The organism is Candidatus Polarisedimenticolaceae bacterium, from assembly GCA_036275915.1.
Classification (GTDB): Bacteria; Acidobacteriota; Polarisedimenticolia; order Polarisedimenticolales; family DASRJG01; genus DASRJG01.
On record DASUCV010000011.1, the window covers coordinates 82590 to 106296 of the forward strand.

The 23707-nt window shown below is 68.4% G+C and carries 21 protein-coding genes and 1 riboswitch; of the genes, 5 read left to right on the forward strand and 16 right to left on the reverse strand.

All coding sequences use genetic code 11. The features are described from left to right. Nucleotides 1-20: 20 nt before the first annotated feature. On the forward strand, nucleotides 21-899 hold the full coding sequence (accD, locus tag VFV19_09950; protein HEX4824627.1) for an acetyl-CoA carboxylase, carboxyltransferase subunit beta: 879 nt from the start codon (nucleotides 21-23) through the stop codon (nucleotides 897-899). A gap of 84 nt (nucleotides 900-983) precedes the next feature. On the opposite strand, the gene VFV19_09955 is transcribed toward accD, so the two are convergent. The 6 genes from VFV19_09955 to VFV19_09980 form a co-directional block, all read right to left on the reverse strand. Beyond that, nucleotides 984-1547, reverse strand: a complete 564-nt coding sequence (locus tag VFV19_09955; GenBank protein ID HEX4824628.1) for a cob(I)yrinic acid a,c-diamide adenosyltransferase — start codon at nucleotides 1545-1547, stop codon at nucleotides 984-986. 19 nt (nucleotides 1548-1566) lie between these two features. Next, nucleotides 1567-3633: a TonB-dependent receptor gene (locus VFV19_09960; GenBank protein ID HEX4824629.1), complete on the reverse strand. Its 2067-nt coding sequence runs from the start codon at nucleotides 3631-3633 to the stop codon at nucleotides 1567-1569. 24 nt (nucleotides 3634-3657) lie between these two features. Beyond that, nucleotides 3658-3873, reverse strand: a riboswitch (cobalamin riboswitch). Beyond that, nucleotides 3851-4654 carry a heme ABC transporter ATP-binding protein gene (locus VFV19_09965; protein HEX4824630.1) on the reverse strand — a complete coding sequence of 268 codons (804 nt, stop codon included), beginning with the start codon at nucleotides 4652-4654 and terminating at the stop codon, nucleotides 3851-3853. It overlaps the preceding riboswitch by 23 nt. Continuing rightward, nucleotides 4651-5643, reverse strand: coding sequence for an iron ABC transporter permease (locus VFV19_09970; GenBank protein HEX4824631.1), 993 nt, complete (start codon nucleotides 5641-5643; stop codon nucleotides 4651-4653). The genes VFV19_09965 and VFV19_09970 overlap by 4 nt, the downstream gene beginning before the upstream one ends. After that, complete coding sequence (locus VFV19_09975) at nucleotides 5640-6479, reverse strand: cobalamin-binding protein (GenBank protein HEX4824632.1); 840 nt, start codon at nucleotides 6477-6479, stop codon at nucleotides 5640-5642. The genes VFV19_09970 and VFV19_09975 overlap by 4 nt, the downstream gene beginning before the upstream one ends. Before the next feature lie 33 nt (nucleotides 6480-6512). Further along, the gene (locus tag VFV19_09980; protein ID HEX4824633.1) at nucleotides 6513-8387 is read right to left on the reverse strand and encodes a TonB family protein; all 1875 of its coding nucleotides are present in this window, start codon (nucleotides 8385-8387) and stop codon (nucleotides 6513-6515) included. 109 nt (nucleotides 8388-8496) lie between these two features. On the opposite strand from VFV19_09980, the gene VFV19_09985 reads away from it, so the two are divergent. Then, nucleotides 8497-9705, forward strand: coding sequence for a metallopeptidase TldD-related protein (locus VFV19_09985; protein HEX4824634.1), 1209 nt, complete (start codon nucleotides 8497-8499; stop codon nucleotides 9703-9705). Nucleotides 9706-9739: 34 nt separating this feature from the next. Beyond that, nucleotides 9740-10801: a hypothetical protein gene (locus tag VFV19_09990; GenBank protein HEX4824635.1), complete on the forward strand. Its 1062-nt coding sequence runs from the start codon at nucleotides 9740-9742 to the stop codon at nucleotides 10799-10801. Here VFV19_09990 and VFV19_09995 read toward each other — a convergent pair. Genes VFV19_09995 through VFV19_10005 form a run of 3 tightly spaced genes read right to left on the reverse strand, consistent with a single transcriptional unit; the run spans nucleotide 10790 to nucleotide 13421 of the window. Further along, a complete protein-coding gene (locus VFV19_09995; protein ID HEX4824636.1) occupies nucleotides 10790-11782 on the reverse strand; it encodes a phosphotransferase in 993 nt (330 codons plus the stop codon). The genes VFV19_09990 and VFV19_09995 overlap by 12 nt on opposite strands. Beyond that, complete coding sequence (locus tag VFV19_10000; protein ID HEX4824637.1) at nucleotides 11779-12858, reverse strand: NDP-sugar synthase; 1080 nt, start codon at nucleotides 12856-12858, stop codon at nucleotides 11779-11781. Before VFV19_10000 ends, VFV19_09995 begins: the two co-directional genes overlap by 4 nt. Continuing rightward, entirely contained in the window at nucleotides 12855-13421 is a 567-nt protein-coding gene (locus VFV19_10005) for a class IV adenylate cyclase (protein ID HEX4824638.1), read from the reverse strand. Before VFV19_10005 ends, VFV19_10000 begins: the two co-directional genes overlap by 4 nt. 23 nt (nucleotides 13422-13444) lie before the next feature. Here VFV19_10005 and lnt point away from each other — a divergent pair, with 23 nt between their 5' ends. Both lnt and VFV19_10015 read left to right on the forward strand, forming a co-directional pair. Further along, on the forward strand, nucleotides 13445-14989 hold the full coding sequence (gene lnt, locus VFV19_10010) for an apolipoprotein N-acyltransferase (protein ID HEX4824639.1): 1545 nt from the start codon (nucleotides 13445-13447) through the stop codon (nucleotides 14987-14989). After that, nucleotides 14986-15732: a creatininase family protein gene (locus VFV19_10015; GenBank protein ID HEX4824640.1), complete on the forward strand. Its 747-nt coding sequence runs from the start codon at nucleotides 14986-14988 to the stop codon at nucleotides 15730-15732. The genes lnt and VFV19_10015 overlap by 4 nt, the downstream gene beginning before the upstream one ends. Here the strand turns inward: VFV19_10015 and VFV19_10020 are convergent. The 7 genes from VFV19_10020 to ftsW all read right to left on the reverse strand — a co-directional run bounded on the left by VFV19_10020 (nucleotide 15729) and on the right by ftsW (nucleotide 23707). Further along, on the reverse strand, nucleotides 15729-16673 hold the full coding sequence (locus tag VFV19_10020) for a diguanylate cyclase (GenBank protein ID HEX4824641.1): 945 nt from the start codon (nucleotides 16671-16673) through the stop codon (nucleotides 15729-15731). The two genes, VFV19_10015 and VFV19_10020, sit on opposite strands and share 4 nt — an antisense overlap. Before the next feature lie 75 nt (nucleotides 16674-16748). Then, nucleotides 16749-18005: a cell division protein FtsZ gene (gene ftsZ, locus VFV19_10025; protein ID HEX4824642.1), complete on the reverse strand. Its 1257-nt coding sequence runs from the start codon at nucleotides 18003-18005 to the stop codon at nucleotides 16749-16751. A 2-nt stretch (nucleotides 18006-18007) separates the two neighbouring features. Continuing rightward, nucleotides 18008-19246, reverse strand: coding sequence for a cell division protein FtsA (ftsA, locus tag VFV19_10030; protein HEX4824643.1), 1239 nt, complete (start codon nucleotides 19244-19246; stop codon nucleotides 18008-18010). 2 nt (nucleotides 19247-19248) lie between these two features. Then, a complete protein-coding gene (locus VFV19_10035) occupies nucleotides 19249-20097 on the reverse strand; it encodes an FtsQ-type POTRA domain-containing protein (GenBank protein ID HEX4824644.1) in 849 nt (282 codons plus the stop codon). Next, nucleotides 20094-21497: a UDP-N-acetylmuramate--L-alanine ligase gene (gene murC, locus VFV19_10040; protein ID HEX4824645.1), complete on the reverse strand. Its 1404-nt coding sequence runs from the start codon at nucleotides 21495-21497 to the stop codon at nucleotides 20094-20096. Before murC ends, VFV19_10035 begins: the two co-directional genes overlap by 4 nt. Then, complete coding sequence (gene murG / locus VFV19_10045; GenBank protein ID HEX4824646.1) at nucleotides 21487-22596, reverse strand: undecaprenyldiphospho-muramoylpentapeptide beta-N-acetylglucosaminyltransferase; 1110 nt, start codon at nucleotides 22594-22596, stop codon at nucleotides 21487-21489. Before murG ends, murC begins: the two co-directional genes overlap by 11 nt. A gap of 16 nt (nucleotides 22597-22612) precedes the next feature. Beyond that, nucleotides 22613-23707, reverse strand: a complete 1095-nt coding sequence (gene ftsW / locus VFV19_10050; protein HEX4824647.1) for a putative lipid II flippase FtsW — start codon at nucleotides 23705-23707, stop codon at nucleotides 22613-22615.

Sequence of the window (23707 nt, forward strand, 5' to 3'; positions counted from 1 at the left end):
GCACTGTTAGGTTCGCCGTCATGGCGTGGTTCAAGAAGGAGAAGACCCCCAAGCTCAAAGCCGGTGAACGGAAGATCACGATCCCCGAGGGCTTGTGGGTCAAGTGCGACAACTGCAAGGAGATCATCTACAAGAAGGAAGTCGCACGGAACGCCAACGTCTGCCCCAAGTGCAACTACCACTTCCGCATCAGCGCGCGTGAGCGGCTCGAAGGCCTCTTCGACGACGGGCGCTTCCGCGAATTCGACACCGAGATCGCTCCCGTCGACGCCCTCGGCTTCGTCGACTCGAAGCCGTACGCGGCGCGCCTCGAGTCCTATCAGAAAGAGACCGGGCTCAAGGACGCGCTGATCGCGTGCGAAGGGCTCATCGGCGGAATGCCGGTCATCGCCGCCGTCATGGAATACGGCTTCATGGGCGGCTCGATGGGGAGCGTCGTCGGCGAAAAGGTCACCCGCGCCGCCGAGCGCGCCTACTCGGTCCACTGTCCGCTCCTCGTCGTCTCATGCTCCGGCGGCGCGCGTATGCAGGAAGGCGCGCTCTCGCTCATGCAGATGGCGAAGATCTCCGCCGCGCTCGCTCGCCTCGACGAAAAGGGGATTCCCTACATCTCGATCCTGACCGATCCGACGACGGGAGGGGTCACCGCGTCGTTCGCCATGCTCGGCGACCTCATCATCGCCGAGCCGAAGGCGCTCATCGGCTTCGCCGGCCCGCGCGTCATCGAGCAGACGATCCGCCAGAAGCTCCCGGTCGGCTTCCAGCGCGCCGAATTCCTCCTCGAGCACGGTATGATCGACATCATCGTCGAGCGCGCGCAGATGCGCGACACGCTCATCCAGTGCCTTCAGTTCATGATCGGCGCGCGTAAACCTGTGTCGGTGACGTCGAGATTGTGAAGGGGACCAATTCTCAGAAGGGACAGCTTCCGAAACTCTGCACTTCGAGTTTCGGAAGCTGTCCCTTCTGAGAATTGGTCCCCTTCACAATCTCGAGTTCCAGAGGACGTCGGCGATGCCGCGGTGCTTGTTCTCGAAGCGCGCCATGACGAAGAGCGCATCCGACAACCGGTTCAAGTAGGGGACGACGAAAGCGCCGACCGCCTCCTCGCGCGCGAGCCCGACGGCCAGACGCTCGGCGCGCCGGCAGACGGTACGAGCGACGTGCAAGCGGGCCGCTCCCTCGGAGCCGCCGGGAAGGATGAAATTCTGGAGCGGGCCGAGCGTTTCGTTCATCCGGTCGATCGCCGCTTCGAGCTCCTGGACGTGACGCTCCTCTATCCGCGGCACCGGGCGCTTCGCCTTGTCCTCCTCGAAGGCGCAGAGATCGGACCCGAGGTGGAACAGCTCGTTCTGGATCCGCGTCAAGCCGGACATGAGCGACGGCTCGAGGCCGCCTGCGACCGCCTCGCCGATGATCGAGTTCAGCTCGTCGACGGTGCCGTAGACCTCGATCCGGAGCGCGTCCTTCGGCAGGCGCCGGCCGCCGCCGAGCGCCGTCGTCCCGTCGTCGCCGGTCTTCGTGTAGATCTTCGTGAGCTTCGGCATCCTCGCTCCACGGGCGGCGTCACAGGCGCCAGCCGATGCCGGCAAGATAGCGCCGGCCGGGGGCAGGGGTCACGAAGACCTCGTTGACGAACGTCGAAAAATCCAAGGCGTAGATTCCGCGAGTCGCGTACGTCTCGTCGAGCAGGTTGAGCGCCGACGCGAAGACCTGGACACGGCCGCGCTTCGTTCCCAAGGAACGTTCCCAGCTCAGCCGCACGTTCACGACCGTGTAGTCCGGCAGCCGCTGCTGGGCGTTCTCGGGATCGTTGTCGAGAACCTGTGAGCCGACGTAGAGCGCGTCCGCGCGCAGGCCGAACCCGCGTGGCAGCGCCGCGTCGACCCCCGCGGCGAGCCGCCATTTCGGGACGAGGGGAACCTCGTTCCCGTCGTTCGGGCCGCTCGTGAACGACGAATCGGTGTACGTCGCATTCGCGAACGCCGAGACCCCGCGTCCGATCGTGCCGCGCCCTGATACCTCCACGCCGCGCCGAGCCGTCTCCCCGGCGTTCACGTTGCGTCCGAACGGATCCGTCGCCGTCGGCGTTGGGTCGAAGATGATCTCGTCTTTCGTCGTCGTCCAGAAGAGCGCGGCTTCGAGCGAGCCGATCCGCCCGCGGCTCCGCGTGCCCAGCTCGAAGGCTCGCGCATCCTCGGGCTTCAGATCCGGATTGCTGCCGAATCCCGGAAACGCGTAAAGCTGCTCCGCCGTCGGCGGGAGAAAGGCGTCGGCGTACGACGCATAGAGATCGACCGCGACCGACGGGTGGAAGGTCACGCCTGCGCGCGGCGAGATCTGGTCGAACGTCGTCTGTCCGCTCGCTGGCCCAGCGATCGTCTCGTCGTAGCTCACGCGGCTCGAGTCCCCGCGGACCCCGGCCATGACGTTCCATCGTGACGTGATCGTCCACGAGTCCTGCGCGAAGATGGCCGCGTTCCGCGTCTTGGCGGTGTTGCTGGACGAGGGGGCGTTCGGGTCGTACGTGCCGGGATCGGCCGGCGGGGTCGAGAAGCCGGTGTCGTCCGACGACCCATCGAGCCCTTCGAGCCCGAACGCCAGAAGGTGCGAGCCGTCGCCGCTCTTGAATTCACGGGAGGCCTGAGCCACGAGGCTCCACGTGTCGGCGTCCGCGTCCAGGAAGAACCCGCCGAACGTCGGCGCGGCCCGCCCCGTCGTGAGGGTCTTCGCCTTGTCGTTTCGGAAGCCGAGCGTCGTCGCGACCGAGAACCCCGCGCCCACGGGACCCTGAAACGTCATGGAGGCCTGACGCTGATCGACGTTCGAGTTGTCGAGCAGATTGAAGGTGTTCTGCGTCGGGTCGGCGTGGAACTCGGCGAGGGTCAGCGCGCCGGGGTTGCCGTAATCGAGACTGGAGGAGGTCAGGAGCAAACCGAGCCTCCGTCCGCCCCCGAGATCGAAGCCGCCGTTCGCGTCGAAGCGCTTCTGATCGCCCCCCGAGTTGGGGCGGAAGCCGTCGGTCGTGTCGTAGGCGCCCGACACGAACAGGTCGAACTTCCCATAGTGGTCGCCGTAGCTTCCATCCACGCGCCACGTGTTCCACGTTCCACCCGACGCCGCGATCGCGGCGCTCGGCGAGGTGCCGCGTCGTGTGATCACGCGGACGACTCCGGCCTCCGACCCGCCGCCTGCCAGCGCCGCCGACGGACCGCGCGTGATCTCGACCCTCTCGATCGCGTTGAGCGGGATCTGCTCGAGCGCCGCGACGTTGTTCCGCGGGTCGTTGATCCGGGCACCGTCGACGAAGACGGCGAGCCCCTCGTCTCCCGCGAACCCGCGGAGGTCGAGCGACTTCTGCACGTCGTTCCCGACCTGGTCGATCAAGACGACGCCGGCCTCCTGGGAGATCAGGTCCTGGAGGTTCCGCGCCCCGCTCTTCTCGATCGCCTCGCGATCGATGACCGTGACGTGCGCCGGCACGTCACTCTTCGCGACGCCGGCGTCTTCCAGACGTGTGGCGGTGACGAGGACGTGCTCGTTGACGTCCTTCTCGTCGTCGGCAAAGGCGGGGATGAAGATCGAGCTGATGAGAAGAAGAGAGAAGAGGAGACCGGATTCGAGACGCCGCATGCGAACCTCCCGTTCGGCTGGCGCGATGGCGCATGGGACGCTCGCCCGGTCTCCTGGCTCACGGATCGTCCGCCCCGGGCTCCTTCCCGAACGCCCAACCCCTCTCGGGATCTCTGACGTTCAGTGGATGCCGCCCGTGGCGTCCCCGTTCACAGTGGCGGGGGCCGCGCGGGATTCTCACCCGCTTCCCTCGACGAGCGTCTGTTGTGAAAGAACGTTACGAACCGTGGACGTTACCACGGGAGACCGGAATCACGAACGGCCGTCCCGACGACGGATCGGTCGCGATCTCGACGTCGACCTCGTAAACCGCCCGGATCGGCTCGGGGCGGAGCACCTCGGCCGGCGCACCGTCGGCGACGACGGCGCCGTCGCGGAGCAGGACCAGCCGGTCGCAGTAGCGAGCCGCGAGGTTGATGTCGTGGCTGACGACCACGACGGTCAGGCCCTGTTCATCGCGAAGGCGAGACAGCAGGGTGTAAACGGCGAGGCGGTGCTTGAGGTCGAGGTACGCCGTCGGCTCATCGAGCAAGAGAAGGCGCGCTTGCTGCGTCAGCGCGCGGGCGAGAAGCACGCGCTGGCGCTCACCGCCCGACAGAGCGCGGAACGACCGCTCGGCGAGAACGGCGATCTCGCACCGCTCCATCGCGTCGCGCGCGATCGTGAGATCGGACGCGGACTCGATACCGAGCAGGCCCAGGTGCGGGGCGCGCCCCATGCGCACGATCTCGTCCACCGAGAACTCGAAGACGGGGTGCGTCTCCTGAGGGACGACGGCGACGCGACGGGCGCGCTCGCGCGAGGGGAGGGCGGCGAGGTCGTCGCCGAAGAGGGCGATGCGACCATTCGAGGGGCGGAGGGCCGCGGACGCGAGGCGGACGAGCGTCGTCTTGCCGGTGCCGTTGGGGCCGAGCACTCCCGTGATGCTCCCCGCCGCGACCGCGAGGTCGAGGCCTCGCAGGACCGGTGTCCGCCCATAGCCGAAGTCGATGCGCTCGAACGCCAGCGCCGGCGCGCTCATGCTTCCCTCAAGCGCCGCATCAAGAGAACGAGGAAGAACGGTCCGCCGACGATCGCGGTGACGACGCCGACCGGCAGCTCCGTGGGAGCGAGCAGCGTACGGGCCACGGCGTCGGCCAGCATGAGGATCGCGGCGCCGCCGACCGCCGAGACCGGAATCAGGACGCGGTGGTCGGCGCCGAAGATCCGGCGCATCGCGTGGGGAACGATGAGGCCGACGAAACCGATGATCCCGGTGAAGGCGACCGCAGCGGCGGTGATCAGAGATGCCGCGATCACGACCGTCCAGGTCGCCCGCTCGACCCCGACGCCGAGCTGGCTGGCCTCTTCGTCACCGAGCGCGAGCAGGTTCAACGTGTGGGCATGGGCGCCGAGGGCCGCGACGCCGATCGTGCAGAGCGCCGCGACGGTGACGAGCGACGACCAGGGCGGCGACACCATCGCCCCCATCAGGTAGGAGAGCGTTCCCTGGAACCGCGCCGGGTCGCCGGCGCTCACGAAGAACTGGATGATCGCGGAGTCGAAGGCGTTGAGGACGACCCCGGTCAGGAGAAGGGCGGTCGTCTCGGTCCTGCCGCGAAAACGCGCGAGGCCGAAGAGGATGATCAGGGTCGTCAGCGCGCCGACAAAGGCTGCGACGGGACGGCCCGCGGAGAACGTGAGGGCCGCTGGCGGCGCCGCCGCGATGAAGATGACGGCGCCGAGAGCCGCGCCTCCCGAGACGCCGAGGATGTAGGGATCGGCCAGCGGGTTCCGCAGGACCGCTTGATAAGCGCACCCGGCGACCGAGAGCGCCGCACCAACACACGCGGCGAGGAGCACTCTCGCCAGTCGCACGTCGAAGAGGATCAGGCGGCTCGAGGGGTCACCGCTCAAGAGATCGGAGAGTCCAACGCGGCTCGGCCCGACGCTGACCGCGAGGACGAGCGCCGCCGCGGCCACCGCGGTGACGACCGCCAGGCCGGCAAGGCGCGACCGCGAACCGCTCACGGTGTGCCGCTGGGGTGGAGGATCGCGGCGAGCTGCTCGGCGGCATCGGCAACGCGCGGACCGGGCCGGAGCGCGACGCCGTTGTCGAGGAGGACGACGCGCTTCGCCGCCACCGCCGGGATCTGCGGCCAGCGCGCCCAGAACGCCTCCTCCGGGCTCTCCTTCCCCGACGGCGGTACGTCCATCCGCGCTTGGAGGATCACCTGCGGCTTCGCCGCGACGACCGCTTCCAGCCCGAGGCGCGGGTAGCGAGGCTCGGTGACGACGTTCTTCCCGCCGGCGATCACGACGAGCTCCGAGGGAAGAGTGTCGCGCCCGGCCGCATAGATCGGCTCGGTTTGTACACAGAAGAGCGTCGGTACCGCCGGAAGGCCCGAGACCTTACGTCGCACCGCGTTCAGACGCTCCCGGATGGAGGCGACGAGGGAGCGACCCTTCTCGGCGTTTCCCACCAAGCGGGCGACCGCCTCGATGGCGCTCAGCGATTCCTCGAGCGTTTCGGCCTGGACGACTTCGACGCGCAAACCGGCACGCTGCATGGCGAGCGCTGCATCGCGGTTCCCCGGACCCGGGCTGACGACGACGAGGTCGGGCTTGAGCGCGAGCACCGCCTCGACCGACGGGTTCACGTAGCCGCCGACCTTCGCGCGGGTCTTCGCTTCGGGCGGGTAATCGCAGAAGTCGGTTACCCCGACGACGCGATCGCCGGCGCCGACGGCAAAGAGGATCTCGGTGAGTGCCGGTGTCAGCGAGACGATCCGTGCGGGAGGCGCCGGTGCGGCCGGCGGAGGTGTTGCGGCCAGCGCGGCGATCAGGGTGAGGGTGATCAAAAACACGACGGCGGGGATGTTATCCCGGCCGCGGCATGGTCACATCTTGAACGTGACCTGCTCGATCTTCCAGACCTTGACCGGGACGCCGGCCTTCGTCGCCGGCCGGTACGTCCAGGAGCGCGCCGCGCGAACAGCCGCTTCGTTGAGATCGGCTCCCGGAACACCCTGGACGAGGGTCACGTCGTCGACCGTTCCTTGCTCGTTCACGAGCACCTTCATGACGACCGTGCCCTGGATGCGAAGCTGCCGCGCCTGCATCGAGTAGACCGGGAGCTTGCGGGAAAGCGATACGGGCGACGTCTCCGCCTCGGCGCTGTCGACCGTCGTTCCGGGGACGACACTCGGAGCCGCAGCTGCGGCCGCTGGCAGGTCGACCGGCTCGACGCTCGGGACGCCTTCGTCCGCGCCCGCCGGCGCCGCGATCGGAACCGGCTCGGCGGCCTTCTGCTGGCTCGACGGCGAGGGCTTTGTGGCGGGGAATTGGTGCGGCGGAGTCGCCTTCGGGAGCTCCGCCTGCTCCGTCTTGGCCGCGGGCTTCGTCGCCGAGGGTGTCGAGGCGGTCGCCAGCGGTGCCGGGCGCTGGGGGAGCGGCTGGATCGCATTCAGGACGACCGATGGCGGTTGAGGTGCCGGCGTGGGTGCCTGCGCTGCCGGCTCCGGCGCACGGTGAGGCGCGGGAACGGTCTCACTCGTCGACGACTCGGCGCTCGACACGCTCGGCTTCATGAAGACGAAATAGCCCGCGGCGGCGAGCCCCGCGAGGACCAGCAGCGCCCAGATCCACACGGGAACGCCGCGGCGCGCCGGCTTCCCGGCAAGCTCGGCTTCCGCGAGGGTGCCTTGCGGCAAGGTCATCGTGGCCACGGGCGGCAAGGGAGCCTGCGGGCGAGCGGTCTCGGCGATCGGGGTCACGCGGGCAGGCGCGGGAGGCGGCTGCGGAGCCGGGGACGCCTGCGCCTTGCCCTTCTTCTTGCGGCGCGATCGCCCGGCCTCGAAGTTGACGAGCTGACCCGGCGTCTCGGCGGCGGGTGCCGTCTCGGGAGGCGCGGGCGCCGCGACCTCTTCTTGAACGGGAAGCGACTCCAGCAGCGACGGAGCCGCCTCCTGGTCGGACGGGAAGGTCTGCGGCATGGGATCGAAGACCGGCGCCGCCTCGAGTGCCAGCGAGCCGGACATCGACCCCAGCTCGGCGGTGAGCTCCTTCTGCATCTGCGCGAACGGATCGTCGATCTCGTGTGCCATCGGCTCGACAACGGGCATCTCGGCGATCGGCGCCGGCGCGACCTCGATCGGCGGAGGGATCTCGGCCGGTGGCGACGGCACAAGCTCGTTGCCGGGAAGAATCGCGTCGAGGCGAGCCATGATCTCTTCTTCGGTGAAGTCCTTGATGACCGAAGGCGTCGTCGACGATTTCATCGGCACGGGCCGCGCGGGCGCCGGCTCGACCGTGATCGCCTTCGCCGTAGCGGCAGGCTCGCTCGCGGTGACGCCGGCCGCTTCGCGACTCTCACCGCCGCCGCTCCCGGCGCTCGCCGATCCCGAGAAGAACTTGCCGACGACCGCGAGGAGCTGCTCCGGAGCGATCGGTTTCTCGATGTACTCGTCGCAGCCGTAGATGTGCAGCGCCTGCGTCCGGTACTTCCGTCCCTTGTAGACCCCCGTCGTGATGAGGACCGGGGTGCGCTTCCCGTGAGGGGTTCGTTTCAGCTCCTGGCACACCTCGAAGCCGTGCCGCTTCGGGATCATCGCCTCGACCAGGACCATGTCAGGGCTGAGGCGATGGAACGCCTCGATGCCGCTCACGCCATCGGTGGCGACCTCGACGCCGTACCCCGCATCGGTCAGCGGTTGGCGGAACCGCTCGATGCTTCGCGGTTCGTAGTCGATCAAGAGAATCGTGCGGTGCGCCATGCCCACCCGCCCTGAAAGTTCTTCGCTCGGCCCCGTGGACACCCCCTGGTGCCCGCGGAAAACATAGGTGCCGGTGGAGGCGGATTCAAGTCGCAGTAAAGTCACTCCCGTGAGCGTTTCTACGTGGGGAAATGGGGTCCGCGCGCTCGCCGCTCGCAGCGGCGGTGGTTCCGTCTTCTTCGAGCAGCGCACCGACGTCGTTCTGACCGCCGGACGGGACCGTCCACGCGCCGTCTCGATCATGCCGTCCCGCGGAGCGGCACTCGGCGATGCGCTGAGCTCGATCCACGTCACGGATCCTCTGCTCGACGCTTTCAGCGAGCCGATCCGGGCAGAAGCCGCCGCTGTCGAGGAAGCGCAGCGGCAAGAAGGCCTCTTCGAAGCCGCGATCGCCGGACACGAGGACCTCGACTGGACGCTGAGGGTTGTTGCGTTCCACCAAAACATTTGGGTGAGCGACCCCGACGGCAATTTGTCCTCCGACACGCGTCGGGGTTGTCGCGCCGAGCTGAAGCTCGGACTCGGATCGCGCTCCCACACGGTGGATTGGGTCGCCTCACCGGAGGGAAAGCTTGCATCCGCGATCGAGCGTCTGATCGCCGGACCGAGGCGACGGCTTTCCCCCGGTACCACCTGCGCCGTCTTCGATGCGGGGATCGCCGGACTCATCGCCCATGAATTGGTTGGCCATGCTCTCGAAGGGGATGTACTCCAGCGGCGTCGGACGTGGATCCAAGGCGGTCTACCCAAAACCTGCCGCCCGTTCCGGGTCGAGGACGATCCCCGGCGCGGGCGCGCCGCATGGAAGACCGACGACGAGGGCGTCTCCAGCCGGTCGGTCCTGCTGACCGACGACGATCGTGTCGCCGGGTACCTGCTCGACCGGACGTCCGCAGCGGCCCGGTCGGCGGCGTCGACCGGTCATGGGCGCCGGTCGAGCTTCCGCGATCCGGTGCGCCCGAGGATGGGTTGCACGTTCGTCCATGCCGGCGACGACGACCCGGCGGCGATCCTCTCCGAGACATCCGGCGGCGTGTTCGTTCGACGCATGATCGCGGGCCACACCGATGCGGTCCGAGGCGTGGCCTCGTTCATCGTCACCGACGCCGACCTCATCGAAGCGGGGCGATGCACGACCCCGCTCGAACCGTTCGTGATGGAAGTGCGCGGGCGCGACGTGTGGTCGTCGCTTGATCGAATCGGGACCGATCTCGTCTTCGATGCATGCGTGGGATCGTGCGTACGCGATGGCCAACCCCTGGCCGTAAGCGTCGGCGCGCCGACAATTCGATTAGGGGTGATCACGGTCAATTGTTAGAAAAACCTGACGAGAAAGTTTTGAGCGAGGAACGATGACCGCCATGGACACCGAGGTCATCATGGAGCGCGCGCTTGGGTGTTGGCGGCGCATCGCGCGCGAGTCTGGCCGCATCGAGTTGTACGTGAAGGTCAGCGATCGGCGACGCGTCGAAGCGAACGATGCGGTCCGCGAGGTGCACGACGCCGGGGTTGCGGTGCGCTTGTTCGACGAGCGTGGCGGTCGCGCGCGCTTCGGCGCGTGCGTTGGTTCCTCTGACGGCGCGATCGTGTGGGCCGCGCGTGAGGCGCACAAAGGAGGGGAGCAGGTCTGCGGTCTCACGCCCGACGGGCGAGAGGGCGACTATCGATCGACCGACCTCGACCCGATGCTCGCGCCGGCGGAGCCCGAAGAGCTCCGCGAGTGGGTGAGGCGAGATCGTCTGGAGTGGATCGAGGCGGGGACCACCACCGAGATCCTGATCGGTCCGACCGGCTGGGTGGCGCAGCGACGGCGGCAGCGGATTTGGTGGCGAACACTCGAGGAGCCGGCGAGGATCCTCGCCAAGCGGGTGACCACCCAATGGGAACCCGGCTCGAACGAGCTTCTGAAAGTGTCGATAGAATCGGGAACCGCCAAGATCGCGCTCTTGCCCGACGGGGCGGCACCTATAGTCGCGGCGCTCGCGGCTCGAGGTGGTGAAGAACTTCCCACATCGTGGGTGCTGACCGACGAGCCCTCGCACCCCGAAGGGCTTGTGGGTGGCCGGTTCGATGACGCAGGCTTCCCAACGAAAACCGATAGCGGCGGGTGTCTTTGCCGTCGCTCATTCCGTGACCCGCCGGAAATGCGGCCGACGAACCAAGTTCTCCGATCCACCGATACCGAAATGTCTCCACGAGTCGCGGGAATCGCGTCACGAGCCCGCGTGATTCCGCTTGGTCCGGAGGATTGGGTGGTGGAGCTCGACCTTCCTCACGGGGAGAAACGTTGGTTTCGGGGAGAGCCCGCGCACCTGGCGCAAGCCTGCTGCGCGACGTTCGGTGCGCCTCGGGTGACCGCCGACGGACCGATCGTGCCGGGCATCATCGTGGACACCCAAAGACTATCCGGCTAGAGCCTTCACTTCTTCGAGAAGAGCGCCGAGCGGTGCTGTCGAACGGTCGCCCGGGAGGAGCCGGCGCAAGCGCTCAACGGTGCGTGGGATTGCGCTCCGGTAGCGCTCGCGCCCGAGCCGCGAGATCTGATAGCCGAAGGTGCCGAGCGCCTTGATCATCCTTTGCGCGCCGGCCTCGTGGAAGCGGCGGCGGAACGCCTCGCCATCCGCGGCCGCGTCGAGGTGAACGCGGTACGCCTCGAGGTGCTCGCGCACTTCCTCCTCGCTGAAGTCGACGTAGGCGTCGCGTAGAAGCGAAGCGAGGTCGTACGTGTCGGGACCCCATCGGGCGTCCTGGATGTCGACCATCGCCAGCGAGCCGTGATGCGTGACCATCAGATTCCGGCTGTGGTAGTCGCGATGGCACATCACGCGTGGATGCTTCGCCACCGTCACCGCGAGCGCGAAGAGAGGCTCTTCGAGTGCGGCGCAGGCATCGTGGCGGCGCAGGAGCCCGCCGACGTAGTGTTCGAGGAAATACCGCATCTCGAAGAGGAAGCGCTCCTGGTCGAGTGCCGGTCCGCCGGCCCGGTCCGAGCGCCCGAGCGCGTCCGTTCCCCGCGTCGCGATCCGCGCCGCGAGGCCGACCGCCGAGCCGTAGAGCTCGCGGCGCGACCGCGCCCGCCCTTCATCGGCGCGACCGAGCGCCTCTTCCAGCGTCACGTCGCCGAGATCCTCGAGGACGATCGCGCCGGCATCCGGTAGCACGTCGAGGACGCGCGCCACGGGGAGCTCCGCGCGCTCGAAGATCCTCGCGAGCTTGACGTCATCGGTTTCGCCGGTGAACGGCGCCCCATAGTCCATCACGATGCGCGTGCCGCCGGATTCGAGGAAGAGGCGATGAAAGCGGCGGGTCGATGCGTCTCCCGGCAGCGTCGACCAGCGTGCGCCCGGGTGGAGCGCCTCGATGGCCGATCCGAGATCGGGCCGCAGTGCGGTCAACGGGCGGACGCCCCGTCGAACCGCCGAACGAGGAGGTCTGCGATGCGCTCGGCCCCCATGGGCACGGCCATGTCGCCTTCCGGCGCCGCCACGATGACGGCATTCGCCGCCTCGAAGTCGATCGGAATCTCGGTGCCCGGGCCGACGATGCACCGCGTCAGGGACGAGCCCGGTCCCACCCAGCTCTCGGGCATGACGACCGAATCTTCGAGAACGGCGTGCTCTCCCACCATGACCCCCAGGCCGATCGCCAGCGTGCCACGAAGTCGGATGTGCTCCGCGTGGAGATCGGCCCCAGGCCCGACGGCGACCGTGGCGGTATCGAAGGTGCGCACAGGGTCGAAGTTGCCGAGGCGCGCCCGCGCTTCGGGATCCATCGAGACGAGCCGGATCGATCCCTCGAGGTACTCGTGCGGCTCACCGAACTCCCACCAGAAGCCGTCGTGCACGTAGGCGTTGAGCTGTCCCCCTGCGACGAGATCGAAGTAAACCTCGCGCACGATGTCGGACGGCCGGCCGCTGGGGATCCTGTCGAGCACCTCCTCTTCGATGAGGTGGTAGCCCGTGAAGAGGTAGCGGCCCGAACCGCCCTTGTCCTTCTTGCTTCCGAAGGCGACGACGCGACCGTCGTCGCCGACGGTGAGGGGGGTGTATCCCGGCCGATGCGGGACGACGACGAGCGTGACGAGGCATCCCGAGCGAAGGTGAGAGCGGAGCGCGCTCGCGAGCGAGATGTCGGCCAGGAAGTCCGCATTGCGGACGAGGATCGTCCCGCTCCCGCGCAGCATCGCCTCCGCCGCCTTCAGGCCTCCGCCGGTCCCGAGAAGGCGCTCGCTCTCGACCGAGAAATCGAGCGCGTTCAGACCGAGGAGGCGTCCGTCGCCGAGAGCATGACGGAGCTCGTCGGGAAGGTGGTGCACGTTGACGACGGCCTCCTCGATTCCCTCGGCGGCGAGGCGCGCGATGATCTGAGGTGCCAGAGGCCGGCCGAGCACGGGGATGAGCGGCTTCGGCACCGTTTGCGTGAGCGGAAGCATCCTCTCGCCGATCCCCGCCGCGAGGAGCATCGCCTTCATGCTTCCTCCGTCATCAAGAGGTCACCCACGGGGACACCCCGAAGCAAAGCGTCGTGCTCGTGCAGCTCGCGATACGTAGACACGATGTAGTCACCCGGCGAGGCACCGAGCGAGGCTGCGGCGCGATCGACCGCCTCCGGGCCACCCTCGAGCTCGACGAAGGTGCCGATCGGCGTCTCGTCGAGCTCGGCATCGACCTCGTCGAGCGCGAACGACGTCCGGTACTTCTGGTACCGGTACGCAGGCGCGAAACCGAGCTCGGCCAAGATGCGCATCAGCATTCCTTGATCGCCGACCTCGGTCTCGAACTCGTTCTTGAGCTTGTGCACGTGCGTCCCCTCGACCGGCGTCTTCAGGGTCAGCACGATGCGGTTCCCGTCGCGGCGCACGCGAAGGACGCGACCGCTCCGCGCGAGCGCGCCGCCGTCGCGATCGTAGACGACGTTGTCCTCGAACCGGCGCGGGATGGAGAGACGGGCGCCCGCTCTTTCGAGTGCTTCCCGCGCGAGGCCTGCCGAAGGGAACGCCAGCTTGATCTCGTTCTCTCTGCTGGACTTCCCCATCGAGCGGATGATAGCATCGCGCTTTGACCGCTCTCGCTCGCCACCCCTTCAAGCTTCCCGTCCTCGCCGGCGTCCTCCTCGCCTTCGGCTACTTCACGCTCGGCCTCGTCGTCCCCAGCCTCGTCGCGCTCGTCCCCTTGCTGATCTGGCTCGATGCGAACCTCGACCGGCCGTGGCGCTTCTTCCGCAACGGCGGCTTCGTCTTCGGCATGGCGTGGAACCTTCTCATCCTGCATTGGATGCGCGCGATGCTGCAGATGAGCTTCCTCGCGATCTTCGCTTACGTCGGCCTCGCCGCGATCTTTGCCGCCGGAAGTGCCCTGCTCGTGATCGTTCTCGCGTGGACGCGGAAGCGGACCGGCTGGTCGTACGCGATCCTCCTGCCGTCGGTGTGGCTCACCCTCGAGTGGGTGCTCGCCCATGGCGACCTCAGAATGACCGCGCAACACCTCGGCCAATCCGCCGCGACGTACCCGTTTCTCGTTCAATTCGCCGATCTCGGGGGTCCGTACGGAATCGGTCTGGTGCTCTTGCTCTCGAACGTGTTTCTGTTCGACGCGTGGTCTGCTTCGGGGCGGAAGCCCCGCGCATTCGCGGTGGCCTCGTGGCTCGTTCTGATCGGGGGTGTCCTGGCGTACGACGCTTGGTCGTGGGGGCATCCTCCGCAACCCGCCGGCACGCTCAAGGTCGGCCTGGTCCAGCCCAACGTCCCGCTCCTCGAGAAGATGGATCCCGCCACCGACGCGGCGCAGCAGAAGCTGCTCTTCGATCTCACGCGCCGTGCGGCGGGGCAGGGGGCCCAGGTCATCGTATGGCCGGAAACCGCGTGGCCGAGGCCGTTCTACCACTGGCCCGACCGGCCGCAAACCTACGCGATCGGTGACGTGCAGTCGCTCGCACGCGAGCTGGGGGTGACGCTCGTCGTCGGGGCGGAGTATGGGATCGTGCGCAACAACCGGCCGCAGGCCTTCTACAACGCGGTCTTCGTCGTACACCCCGACGGCAAGCTCGACGATGCGTGGAGCGCCAAGGTCTACCTCGTGCCGTTCGTCGAGGCGGTGCCGTTCAAGCCGGTCCTCGGCCCGCTCCTGTCCGGCCGCGGGGGATGGATGCACTGGCTCGCCGGCGGGTTCACGCCGGGGCCCCGCATCGCACCGCTGCCGGTGGATGGCACGGCGATCGGCGTCAGCGTCTGCTACGAGGAGCTGTACTTCGACTTGCAGCGGAAGCTCCGTAACGCGGGAGCGAAGATCCAGGCGGTGATCACGAACGACGCCTGGTTCGGCACCACCTTCTTCCAGACCTACCAGGCGAACACCGACCGCCTCCGGGCGATCGAGAACCGTACTTCTTTCGTCCGCGTCGCCAACAGCGGTATCTCGGCGTTCATCGATCCTCTCGGCCGGGATCTCGCGTGGACCGATCTCAATGTCGAGGACGTGCGCGTCGGGGAGCTGCCGCTCGCAGGCCCGCCGACGGTTTACGATCGCGCGGGCGACGTTCCCGCCTGGCTCGCGGCGGCGGGGCTCGTCACCGCCTGCGCCGCCGCATGGAGACGATCCCGATGACACATCGCTTGAACGATCTGAGCTGGGAGCGGTTCCGCGCGCTCGTTCCCGCTTCGTGCGATCTCGCGATCGTTCCGGTGGGGACGATCGAAGCGCACGGCGCGATCCCGTTGGGGACCGACACGATCATCCCGGAGGCGCTCGCCGTGCGGTTGGCGCCCAAGTGGAACGCGCTGATCGCACCCAGCGTCGCCTACGGTGTCACGAACTCTCTGCTTCCGTATCCGGGATCGACCACCGTCTCCTCGGCGACGTTCCGTGCCTATCTTTTCGAGGCGGCGGCGGGGCTCGTCGACACCGGCTTCAGGAGGATCGTCATCCTGAACGGGCACGGCGGTCAGAGCGAAGAGGTGGCCGACGTCGTCGCGCGGCTCTGGAACGAGAAACGCGCGTTCGCCGTCGCGGTCGAGTGGTGGGGGTTCGCCGAGGACGCGACGGCGGAGATCTACCCCGGCACGGTCTCCGGCCACGCCGGTGTCGAGGAGACCGCGATGGTGCTCGCGGTGGCGCCCGATCTCATCGACACGGAGCGTGCGACGGCGATTCGCCGGTTCGCCCGACGTCACGGCTTACGCGCGCGCCCCTTTCCCGCCTCGATCATCCTCGACCGCCCCGAGACGAAGGGCGAAGGCGCGCCCGTTCTCGATCCGTCGAAGGCGAAGGCGTTCTTCGATCGCGTCGTCCAGGCGATCGATGTCTCGATCGGCGACGTATTCGCCGGTTGGCGGGAGCTCCGTCCTTAGGCCGGAGCGACGACGATCCGGTTCTTCCCCGCCTTCTTCGCCGCGTAGAGCGCGCGATCGGCCGCGGCGACGAGCTGATCGGCGGAGGCGATCTCGGAGTTCGAGGGGAAGGTCGCGACACCTGCCGAGACCGTCAGGCTGAGCCGGTGGTCGGATTCCAGGAAGTTGAACTCGGCCACCGCCGCGCGGATACGCTCGGCGACCCGCTCGGCCTGCTCGCCCTCGGTGTGAGGCAAGAGAACCGCGAATTCCTCGCCGCCGTAGCGTGCAGGGAGGTCGGTGGCGCGTGCGCCGCCCGAGACGAGCATGGCGAACTCGCGGAGGGCGCGATCGCCCGCCTGATGGCCGAGCGTGTCGTTGATCCTCTTGAAGTCGTCGAGATCGAGCATGACGAGGGAGAGCGCCTGTCCGTAGCGCTCCGAGCGGACCCATTCTTCGTGGAGACGCTTGATGAAGAGCCGGTAGTTCGCGAGTCCGGTCTTCGAGTCGATCGTCGCCATCTCCTCGAGCTGGGCGTTCGAGGCTTGCAGCTCGCGGTTGGTCGTCTCGAGCGTGAGCAGGACCTCACGCTTCCGCAGCATGGCGCGGATCCGCGCGTCGACCTCGTCGAAATTGAACGGCTTCTCGACGTAGTCGTCGATCCCCGCGTCGTCGAACCCTTCACGCTTCGTCTGCGGGTCGCGCTTGGCCGACAGGAGGATGACCGGGATGTTCCGAGTGGCGGCGGAAGACTTCAGGCGCTTCGACGCGGCGAACCCGTTCGTCCGCGGCATCATCAGGTCCATGAGGATGATGTCGGGGTGCTCCGAGGCGGCGCGGTGGACTCCTTCGTCGCCGTCGCCCGCCTCCAGGATCACGAACGGCTGATTCCGATACCACTCGCGGACGAGCCGCGCCGTCTGGGGATCGTCGTCGACGACCAGGATGCGTACGGTGTCCACGCGGGGGAAGTTTACAGTCTACGGTTCACAGTCAACAGTACTGTCGACTGTGAACTGTCAACTGTGAACTTCCCGTCAATCCATCTGCTTGCGCAGGAACGCCGGGACGTCGAGATCGTCCTTCATCTTGCCGAAGTTCGGGCCGAATCCCTGATCGGCCGGCTCGAGCTCCGGCTCCTCGACGCGCCCGCGCCGGAAGAAACCGCGGCTCGGGCGGTTCGGGACCGGCTCGTCGGCGGGTTCCGGCGGTGCCATCCGCTCCATCGTCCGGACCGGTGTCTTCATCGACATCGACATCCCGGAGCGCACGTCGTCGCGGTTGAAGCCAGTCGCGATGACGGTGACCTTGACCTTGCCCTGCATCGCACGGTCGATGACGGTCCCGAAGATGATGTTGGCGTCGGGGTCGGAGGCCTCCTGGATGATGTTCGCCGCCTCCGAGACCTCGTGGAGCGACATGTCCTCGCCGCCGGTGATGTTGATGAGGACGCCGCGCGCGCCGTGGATCGACGTGTCCTCGAGGAGCGGCGACGAGATCGCGCGCTGGGCCGCTTCGACGGCGCGGTGCTCACCGTCGGCGATCCCCGTTCCCATGAGCGCCATGCCCATCCCCGACATGATCGTCTTGACGTCGGCGAAGTCGAGGTTGATCTCGCCCGGAACGGTGATGAGGTCGGAGATCCCCTGCACCGCTTGCCGGAGGATGTCGTCGGCCATGAGGAACGCCTCGGCGAGGGGCGTTCCCTTCTCGACGGTGTGGAGGAGCTTGTCGTTCGGGATCGTGATGACCGTGTCGACGACCTGCCGGAGGGCGGCGAGCCCCTCGTCGGCCTGGATACGGCGCCGGCGGCCCTCGAACGCGAACGGCTTCGTCACCACCGCGACGACGAGCGCTCCCGCGTCACGTGCGATCTGCGAGATGACTGGCGCGCCTCCCGTGCCGGTGCCGCCGCCGAGCCCCGAGGTGATGAACACCATGTCGGCGCCCGCGAGCGCCTCGAGGATCTCTTCCTTGTCCTCGTTCGCCGCGCTCTTCCCGACCTCGGGGTTCGCGCCGGCGCCGAGCCCCTTCGTCAGCTTCATCCCGAGCTGCAGCTTCTGCGGCGCGCGGTTGCTGCGGAGCGCCTGGACGTCGGTGTTCGCGGCGACGAACTCGACCCCCGCGACACCGGCGGCGATCATGCGGTTCACCGCGTTGCCGCCGCCTCCGCCGACACCGATGACGCGGATCTTCGCCGCGGCCGGTGCGGTGTCGTCGAAGCTGACCTTGACGGGCTGATTCTTGCGACCCGAGTTGTCGTCCATCGTGATCATGCGCGATCTCCTCGTCATGGTCAGAACATCTCCGCGAACCAATTACGAACGCGATGGCCCAACTTCACGAACATGCCCGGTGCCACGGAGAAGCCACGCGGGTGATCTTTCGTGTGTCGCGCCGAGTACAGCGCAAGGCCGACCGCAGTCGCGAACTGCGGTCCTGAGGCGGGCTCGGTCAGGCCGTTGACCCCCCCGGGCTGCCCGAGGCGCACGGGGAGATCGAACACTTGCTCCGCGACCTCCACCATACCAGGAAGTAGGCTGCCTCCGCCCGTGAGAACGACTCCCGCGTTCAATAATTTTTCGAAGCCGGCGCGTCCGACCTCTTCGTGGATGAGAGTAAAAATTTCTTCGGCGCGCGGTTGGAGAATCTCCGCCATCACCTGACGGCTGAGCATGCGCGGCTTGCGTCCGCCGACCGACGGCACTTCGATCCCTTCATCGCCTTCGACGAGCGTCGCGAGCGAGCAGCCGTGCTTCTTCTTGAGGCGCTCGGCATCGGGGATCGGCGTCCGCAGGCCGACCGCGAGGTCGTTGGTGAAGTGATCGCCGCCCGCGGGCAGCACTGCGGTGTGCCAGATCGATCCCTTCTCGAAGATCGCAAGGTCGGTCGTGCCGCCGCCGATGTCGATGAGGGCGACGCCGAGATCGCGCTCGTCGGCGGCGAGGACGGCCTCGGAGGCCGCGAGCTGCTCGAGCACGGTGTCGCGCACCTCGATCCCGGCGCGGTTCACGCATGTGACGAGGTTCTGGATCGAGGTCGTCGCGGCGGTCACGATGTGGACGTTGGCCTCGAGGCGCGCGCCGGTCATCCCGACCGGCTGCGTGATCCCGCCCTGGTCGTCGAGGACGAACTCCTGCGGGAGCACGTGGAGAATCTCCCGGTCCTGAGGGATCGACACCGCGCGGGCGGCGTCCATGACCCGGCGCAGGTCCTCCCGGGAGACCGTCCGCTCCTTCCCGGCGATCGCGACGACCCCGCGGCTGTTGAACGAGCGGATGTGGCCGCCGGCGATCCCGACGGTCGCCGACTCGACGGCGACCCCGGCCATCATCTCGGCCTCCTCGACGCACGACCGGACCGCATCGACCGTCGCATCGAGGTTGACGACCACGCCCTTCCTCAGGCCGCGCGAAGGGGCTGAGCCGAGGCCGACGATGTCGACCGACCCGCTCTCCCGCATCTCGGCGACGACGCACGAGATCTTGGTGGTTCCGATGTCGAGTCCGACGATGTAGCGCTCGTTCTTCGGCATGTCTAATCACTCTCCATGGCGGGAGGTTCCGCGGCGGGAAGGATGGATATTCTTCGGTTCCAGCGGAGATCGACCCGTCCCCCGGGTCCGACCTTCCGCGCGATCATCGGCTTCAAGGCGAGGTACGCATCGAGGTTGCGATCGACGTCGTCGGGATCGAGGAGGATCTCGGCGGTATCGTCGACGCGCGAGACGGCGACGCGGTCCGGCTGGGAGAGATCTAGCTCGGAGATTCCGCGCGCCCAAGCGGTCCGCGAACGGTGGAGGGTCATGAGGAGCCCGACGCCGCGCGCGAGCGCAGCTCCCAGCGCCTCGCCCTGAAAGCGGTCGAGCCCGGTCAGGAGCGGCAAGTCGTACGGGAAATCGGGGCCGACCGGACCCATGACGAACCCGCCGTCGTCGACGACGTAAACCATTCCCCGGAGGAGCGCGAGCGCGCCCGGCGTGCGCTCGGTGACGGAAACGCGCAGGACCCCCGGCAGGACCCGCTTCACCGTCGCCTCCTTGACCCAAGGATCCTTCGTCGCGGCCTTCGCGACTTCGTCGAGATCGAGCTCGACGAGGTTCCGGCCGACGTACGGCCGGAGGACGGCGCGCACCGAATCGGCGTTCGTGTGAAGGACGCCCTCGACATCGATCGTCTTCACCGAAAGCTCGGTCGAGGTCGCGAAGTGCCGAGCCACCGACGCTCCGAAGGCGACGAGGATCGCGCCGATGGCGAGGTTGGCCGCGAGGATTCCGGCCCACCGCAGGAGGACGCGCGTGCGCCGGGCCTTCCGGACGTGCCGGTTGACGCGGCGACGCCAGTAGCGGCGGTCGGGCTCGGGGAAGGTGCGGCCCTCTTCGATCAACGGGCCTCCTTCCTGCGGCGCAACGGTGTCGCCTCCGCCGCCTCGGCGAGGAGCGCATCGCCGACCTTCCAGACGTCTCCAGCGCCGAGCGTCAGCACGAGATCCCCGGGCTGGATCGCCGCGCGGACGATCTTCGGCACCTCGGCCAGGCGTTCGGCGAATGTCACGTCACGGTGGCCGCTCCGCGCGATCGCCTCCGCGACCGAGCGGCCGTCGACCCCTTCGATCGCCGGCTCGCCGGCCGCGTAGATCTCGGTGACGACGACGCGGTCGGCGAGCGCGAATGCGCGGCCGAACTCCTCGAGAAGCGCGCGCGTCCGGGTGTACCGGTGCGGCTGGAACACGACGACCGTGCGCGCACCGAAGCCGTCGCGCGCCGCCGCGAGCGTCGCCTCGATCTCGGTGGGATGGTGCCCGTAGTCGTCGACGACGCGCGCCCCGAACGCCTCGCCCTTGAGCTGGAACCTCCGGTCGACCGCGCGAAACCGGCGCAGTGCCTTGGCGATCTTCGAGAACGGCACGTCGAGCTCGAGGCCCACCGCGATCGCGGCGAGCGCGTTCGCGACCGAGTGGCGCCCCGGTACCTTGAGACGCACGGAGCCGAGCTTGTCCCGCCGCTGCCGCGCGGTGAACGTCGCGCCGAAGCCGTCGAACGTCACGTGGTCGGCGGTGAGATCGGCGTCGCTCGAGAGGCCGTAGGTGACGAGCTTGCGGTCGACGCGGGGGAGGATCGCGCGGAGATTCGGCTCGTCGAGGCAGACGATCGCCGCCCCGTAGAACGGGACGCGTGAGAGAAACTTCACGAAGGCGTCCTGGATCTCACCCAGGCCGGCGTAGTGGTCGAGATGCTCGCGGTCGATGTTGGTGACGACCGCGATCGTGGGCTTCATCTTGAGGAACGAGCCGTCCGACTCGTCGGCCTCAGCAACCATGAACTCGCCCTTGCCGACCTTCGCCCCCGAGCGGAGCGACTTGACTCGGCCGCCGATCACGACGGTCGGATCGAGCTCACCCTCCGTGAGCACCTCCGCGATCATCGCGGTGGTCGACGTCTTCCCGTGCGCTCCGGCGACGGCGATCCCGTACTTGAGCCGCATCAGCTCGGCGAGCATCTCGGCGCGAGGGATCACCGGGATCTTTCGCCGGCGGGCCTCGACGACCTCCGGGTTGTCGGGCCGGATCGCCGACGAGACGACGACGACGTCGGCCGACGTGACGTGATCGGCGCGATGACCCTTCATGACCTTGGCACCCAGCTTCTTGAGCCGTCGCGTGGCGTCACCCTGGGCGAGGTCGGATCCCGTGACGCGATAGCCGAGGTTGACGAGGACCTCCGCGATGCCGCTCATCCCCGAGCCGCCGATGCCGACGAAGTGGATGCGGCGCACCTTACGAAACACCGCGGCCCTCCGTCGTCCCGCCGAGGAGGAGATCGGCGACATCGGCGATCCGTCGCGCGGCGTCCGGCTTCGCGAGCGTCTTCGCGGCGGCGGCCATGCTCGCGCGACGGGCCGGATCGGCCGCGAGCGAGGCGATCTCCGCGGCCAAGCGCGCGCCCTCGAGCTCCGCATCGGGAATCACGACGGCGGCGCCGGCGTCCCGCACGGCCTCCGCGTTCATCCTCTGGTGATCGTCGGCGGCGTGAGGGAACGGCACGAGGATCGCGGAGCGGCCGGCGGCCGCCAGCTCGGCGAGCGTGGTCGCCCCGGCGCGCGAGACGACGAGGTCGGCCGCGGCGAGCCTCTCCGGCATGTCGTCGAAGAACGGCCGGACGAGGGCGTCGAGCTCCGGGTGCGCCGCGTAGGCCTGCGCCACTTGCTCGTGCGCCTCCACGCCGGTTTGGTGGACGACCCGCGGCGGCGGGCTCATGGCGGCGAGGCGCGGGAGGGCGTCGACGGCCGCCCGATTGATCGACCTCGCCCCCCGGCTGCCGCCGAAGACGAGGAGCGAGAGGCGTGCTCCTCCCGGCGCGGGCCCGATCGCCGCGAACTCGGGACGGATTGGATTTCCGGTGACGATGCCGATCCCGTGGAGCCGGGCCTTGGCCGCCTCGGACGGCACGCACACCGCCGAGGCGCGCGGCGCCAACCAGCGGTTCGTCGCTCCGGGAAAGTGGTTCTGCTCCATCAGCATCGTTTCGACCCGCACGAGCCACGCCGCGAGCACCGCGGGCCCGGACGCGTACCCGCCGACCCCGACGACGAGCGCGGGCCGGCGCCGCACGAACGCTCCCACCGAGCGGACCACAGCGAGCGAGGCCGACGCCGCGGATCGCAGACGGGCGAGCGCCCCGGCACCCTTGAGTCCGGACAGTGGCAGCAGCGTGAGGTCGTACCCGGCCCGGGGCACGAGCTTCGCCTCGAGGCCGTTGCGCGCCCCGACGAAGCGGACCCGGCGCTCGGGATGGCGGCGGCGCAGCTCGTCCGCGACGGCGAGCGCAGGGAAGAGGTGGCCACCGGTCCCGCCGCCGGCGAAGACGATGTCGCGATTCCTCTCCACGCTGCCACCCGGCTCCTCAGTTCGAATGCTGCGAGACGTTCAGGACGAGCCCGATCACGGCGAACGACGCGATGAGCGAAGAGCCGCCGTAGCTCAAGAGCGGAAACGGAAGTCCCTTCGTCGGCAACAGGCCGACGCAGACCCCCATGTGGATGAGCGCCTGGAGGCTGACGAGCATCGTGCCCCCGAGCGCGATGTAGAACGAGAACCGCCCGGGCGAATAGACCGCCGCCCTCAGGCCCCGCCACGTGAAGAGGCCCACACCCACGAGGAGAAGCAGCGTGCCGATGAGGCCCAGCTCCTCGCCGACGACCGAGAAGACGAAGTCGGTGTGGGCGGCCGGGAGGTAGTACGCCTTCTGCTGGCCCATGCCGAACCCGACCCCGGTGGCTCCGCCGCTCCCGACGGCGAGCAGCGACTGCGCGAGCTGGAAGCCGGCGCCCTGCGTGTCGCTCTCGGGGTGGAGGAACGTCTCGATGCGCTTCATCCGATACGGCTGCGCGACGACCGCCAGCACGACGAAGAGGATCCCGACTCCGGCGGCGGCGCCGATGTAACGCCACTCGAGGCCGGCGACAAAGACCATCACGGCGGCCGTCGCCAAGACCATGACCGCCGATCCGAGGTCGGGCTCGATGACGATGAGGAAGGCCATCGCGCCGACGAGCGCCGCGATCGGTCCGAGCGACCGGCGGAAATCGTTGACCTCGGCGGCGGACTTCCTCGATAGGAGATGCGCGAGGAGGATCACCGTCGCGATCTTCGCGAGCTCCGACGGCTGCAGCCCGAGCCCACCCAGCCGGAACCACCGGTGCGCGCCGCCCGCGGCCGGCATCGCGAGCACGAGGAGGAGGAGGACCACTGTGATGCCGACGAGCGAGAGCGCCGTGCGGCGCTCGTCCAAGCGCTCGAGCGGCAGCGCCATCGTTCCCGCCATGGCGAGGACCCCGACCGCGAGGAAGACGCCGTGGCGCACGAGGAAGTAGGTCGGGTCCTTCCCCATACTCATTGCGATGTAGTGGGACGCGCTGCCGACGATGAAGAACCCCGCGAGGCCGAGGACGAGCGAGGTCAGGAGGAGCCATCGGTCGAACGAGCGGCGCTTCGGCAC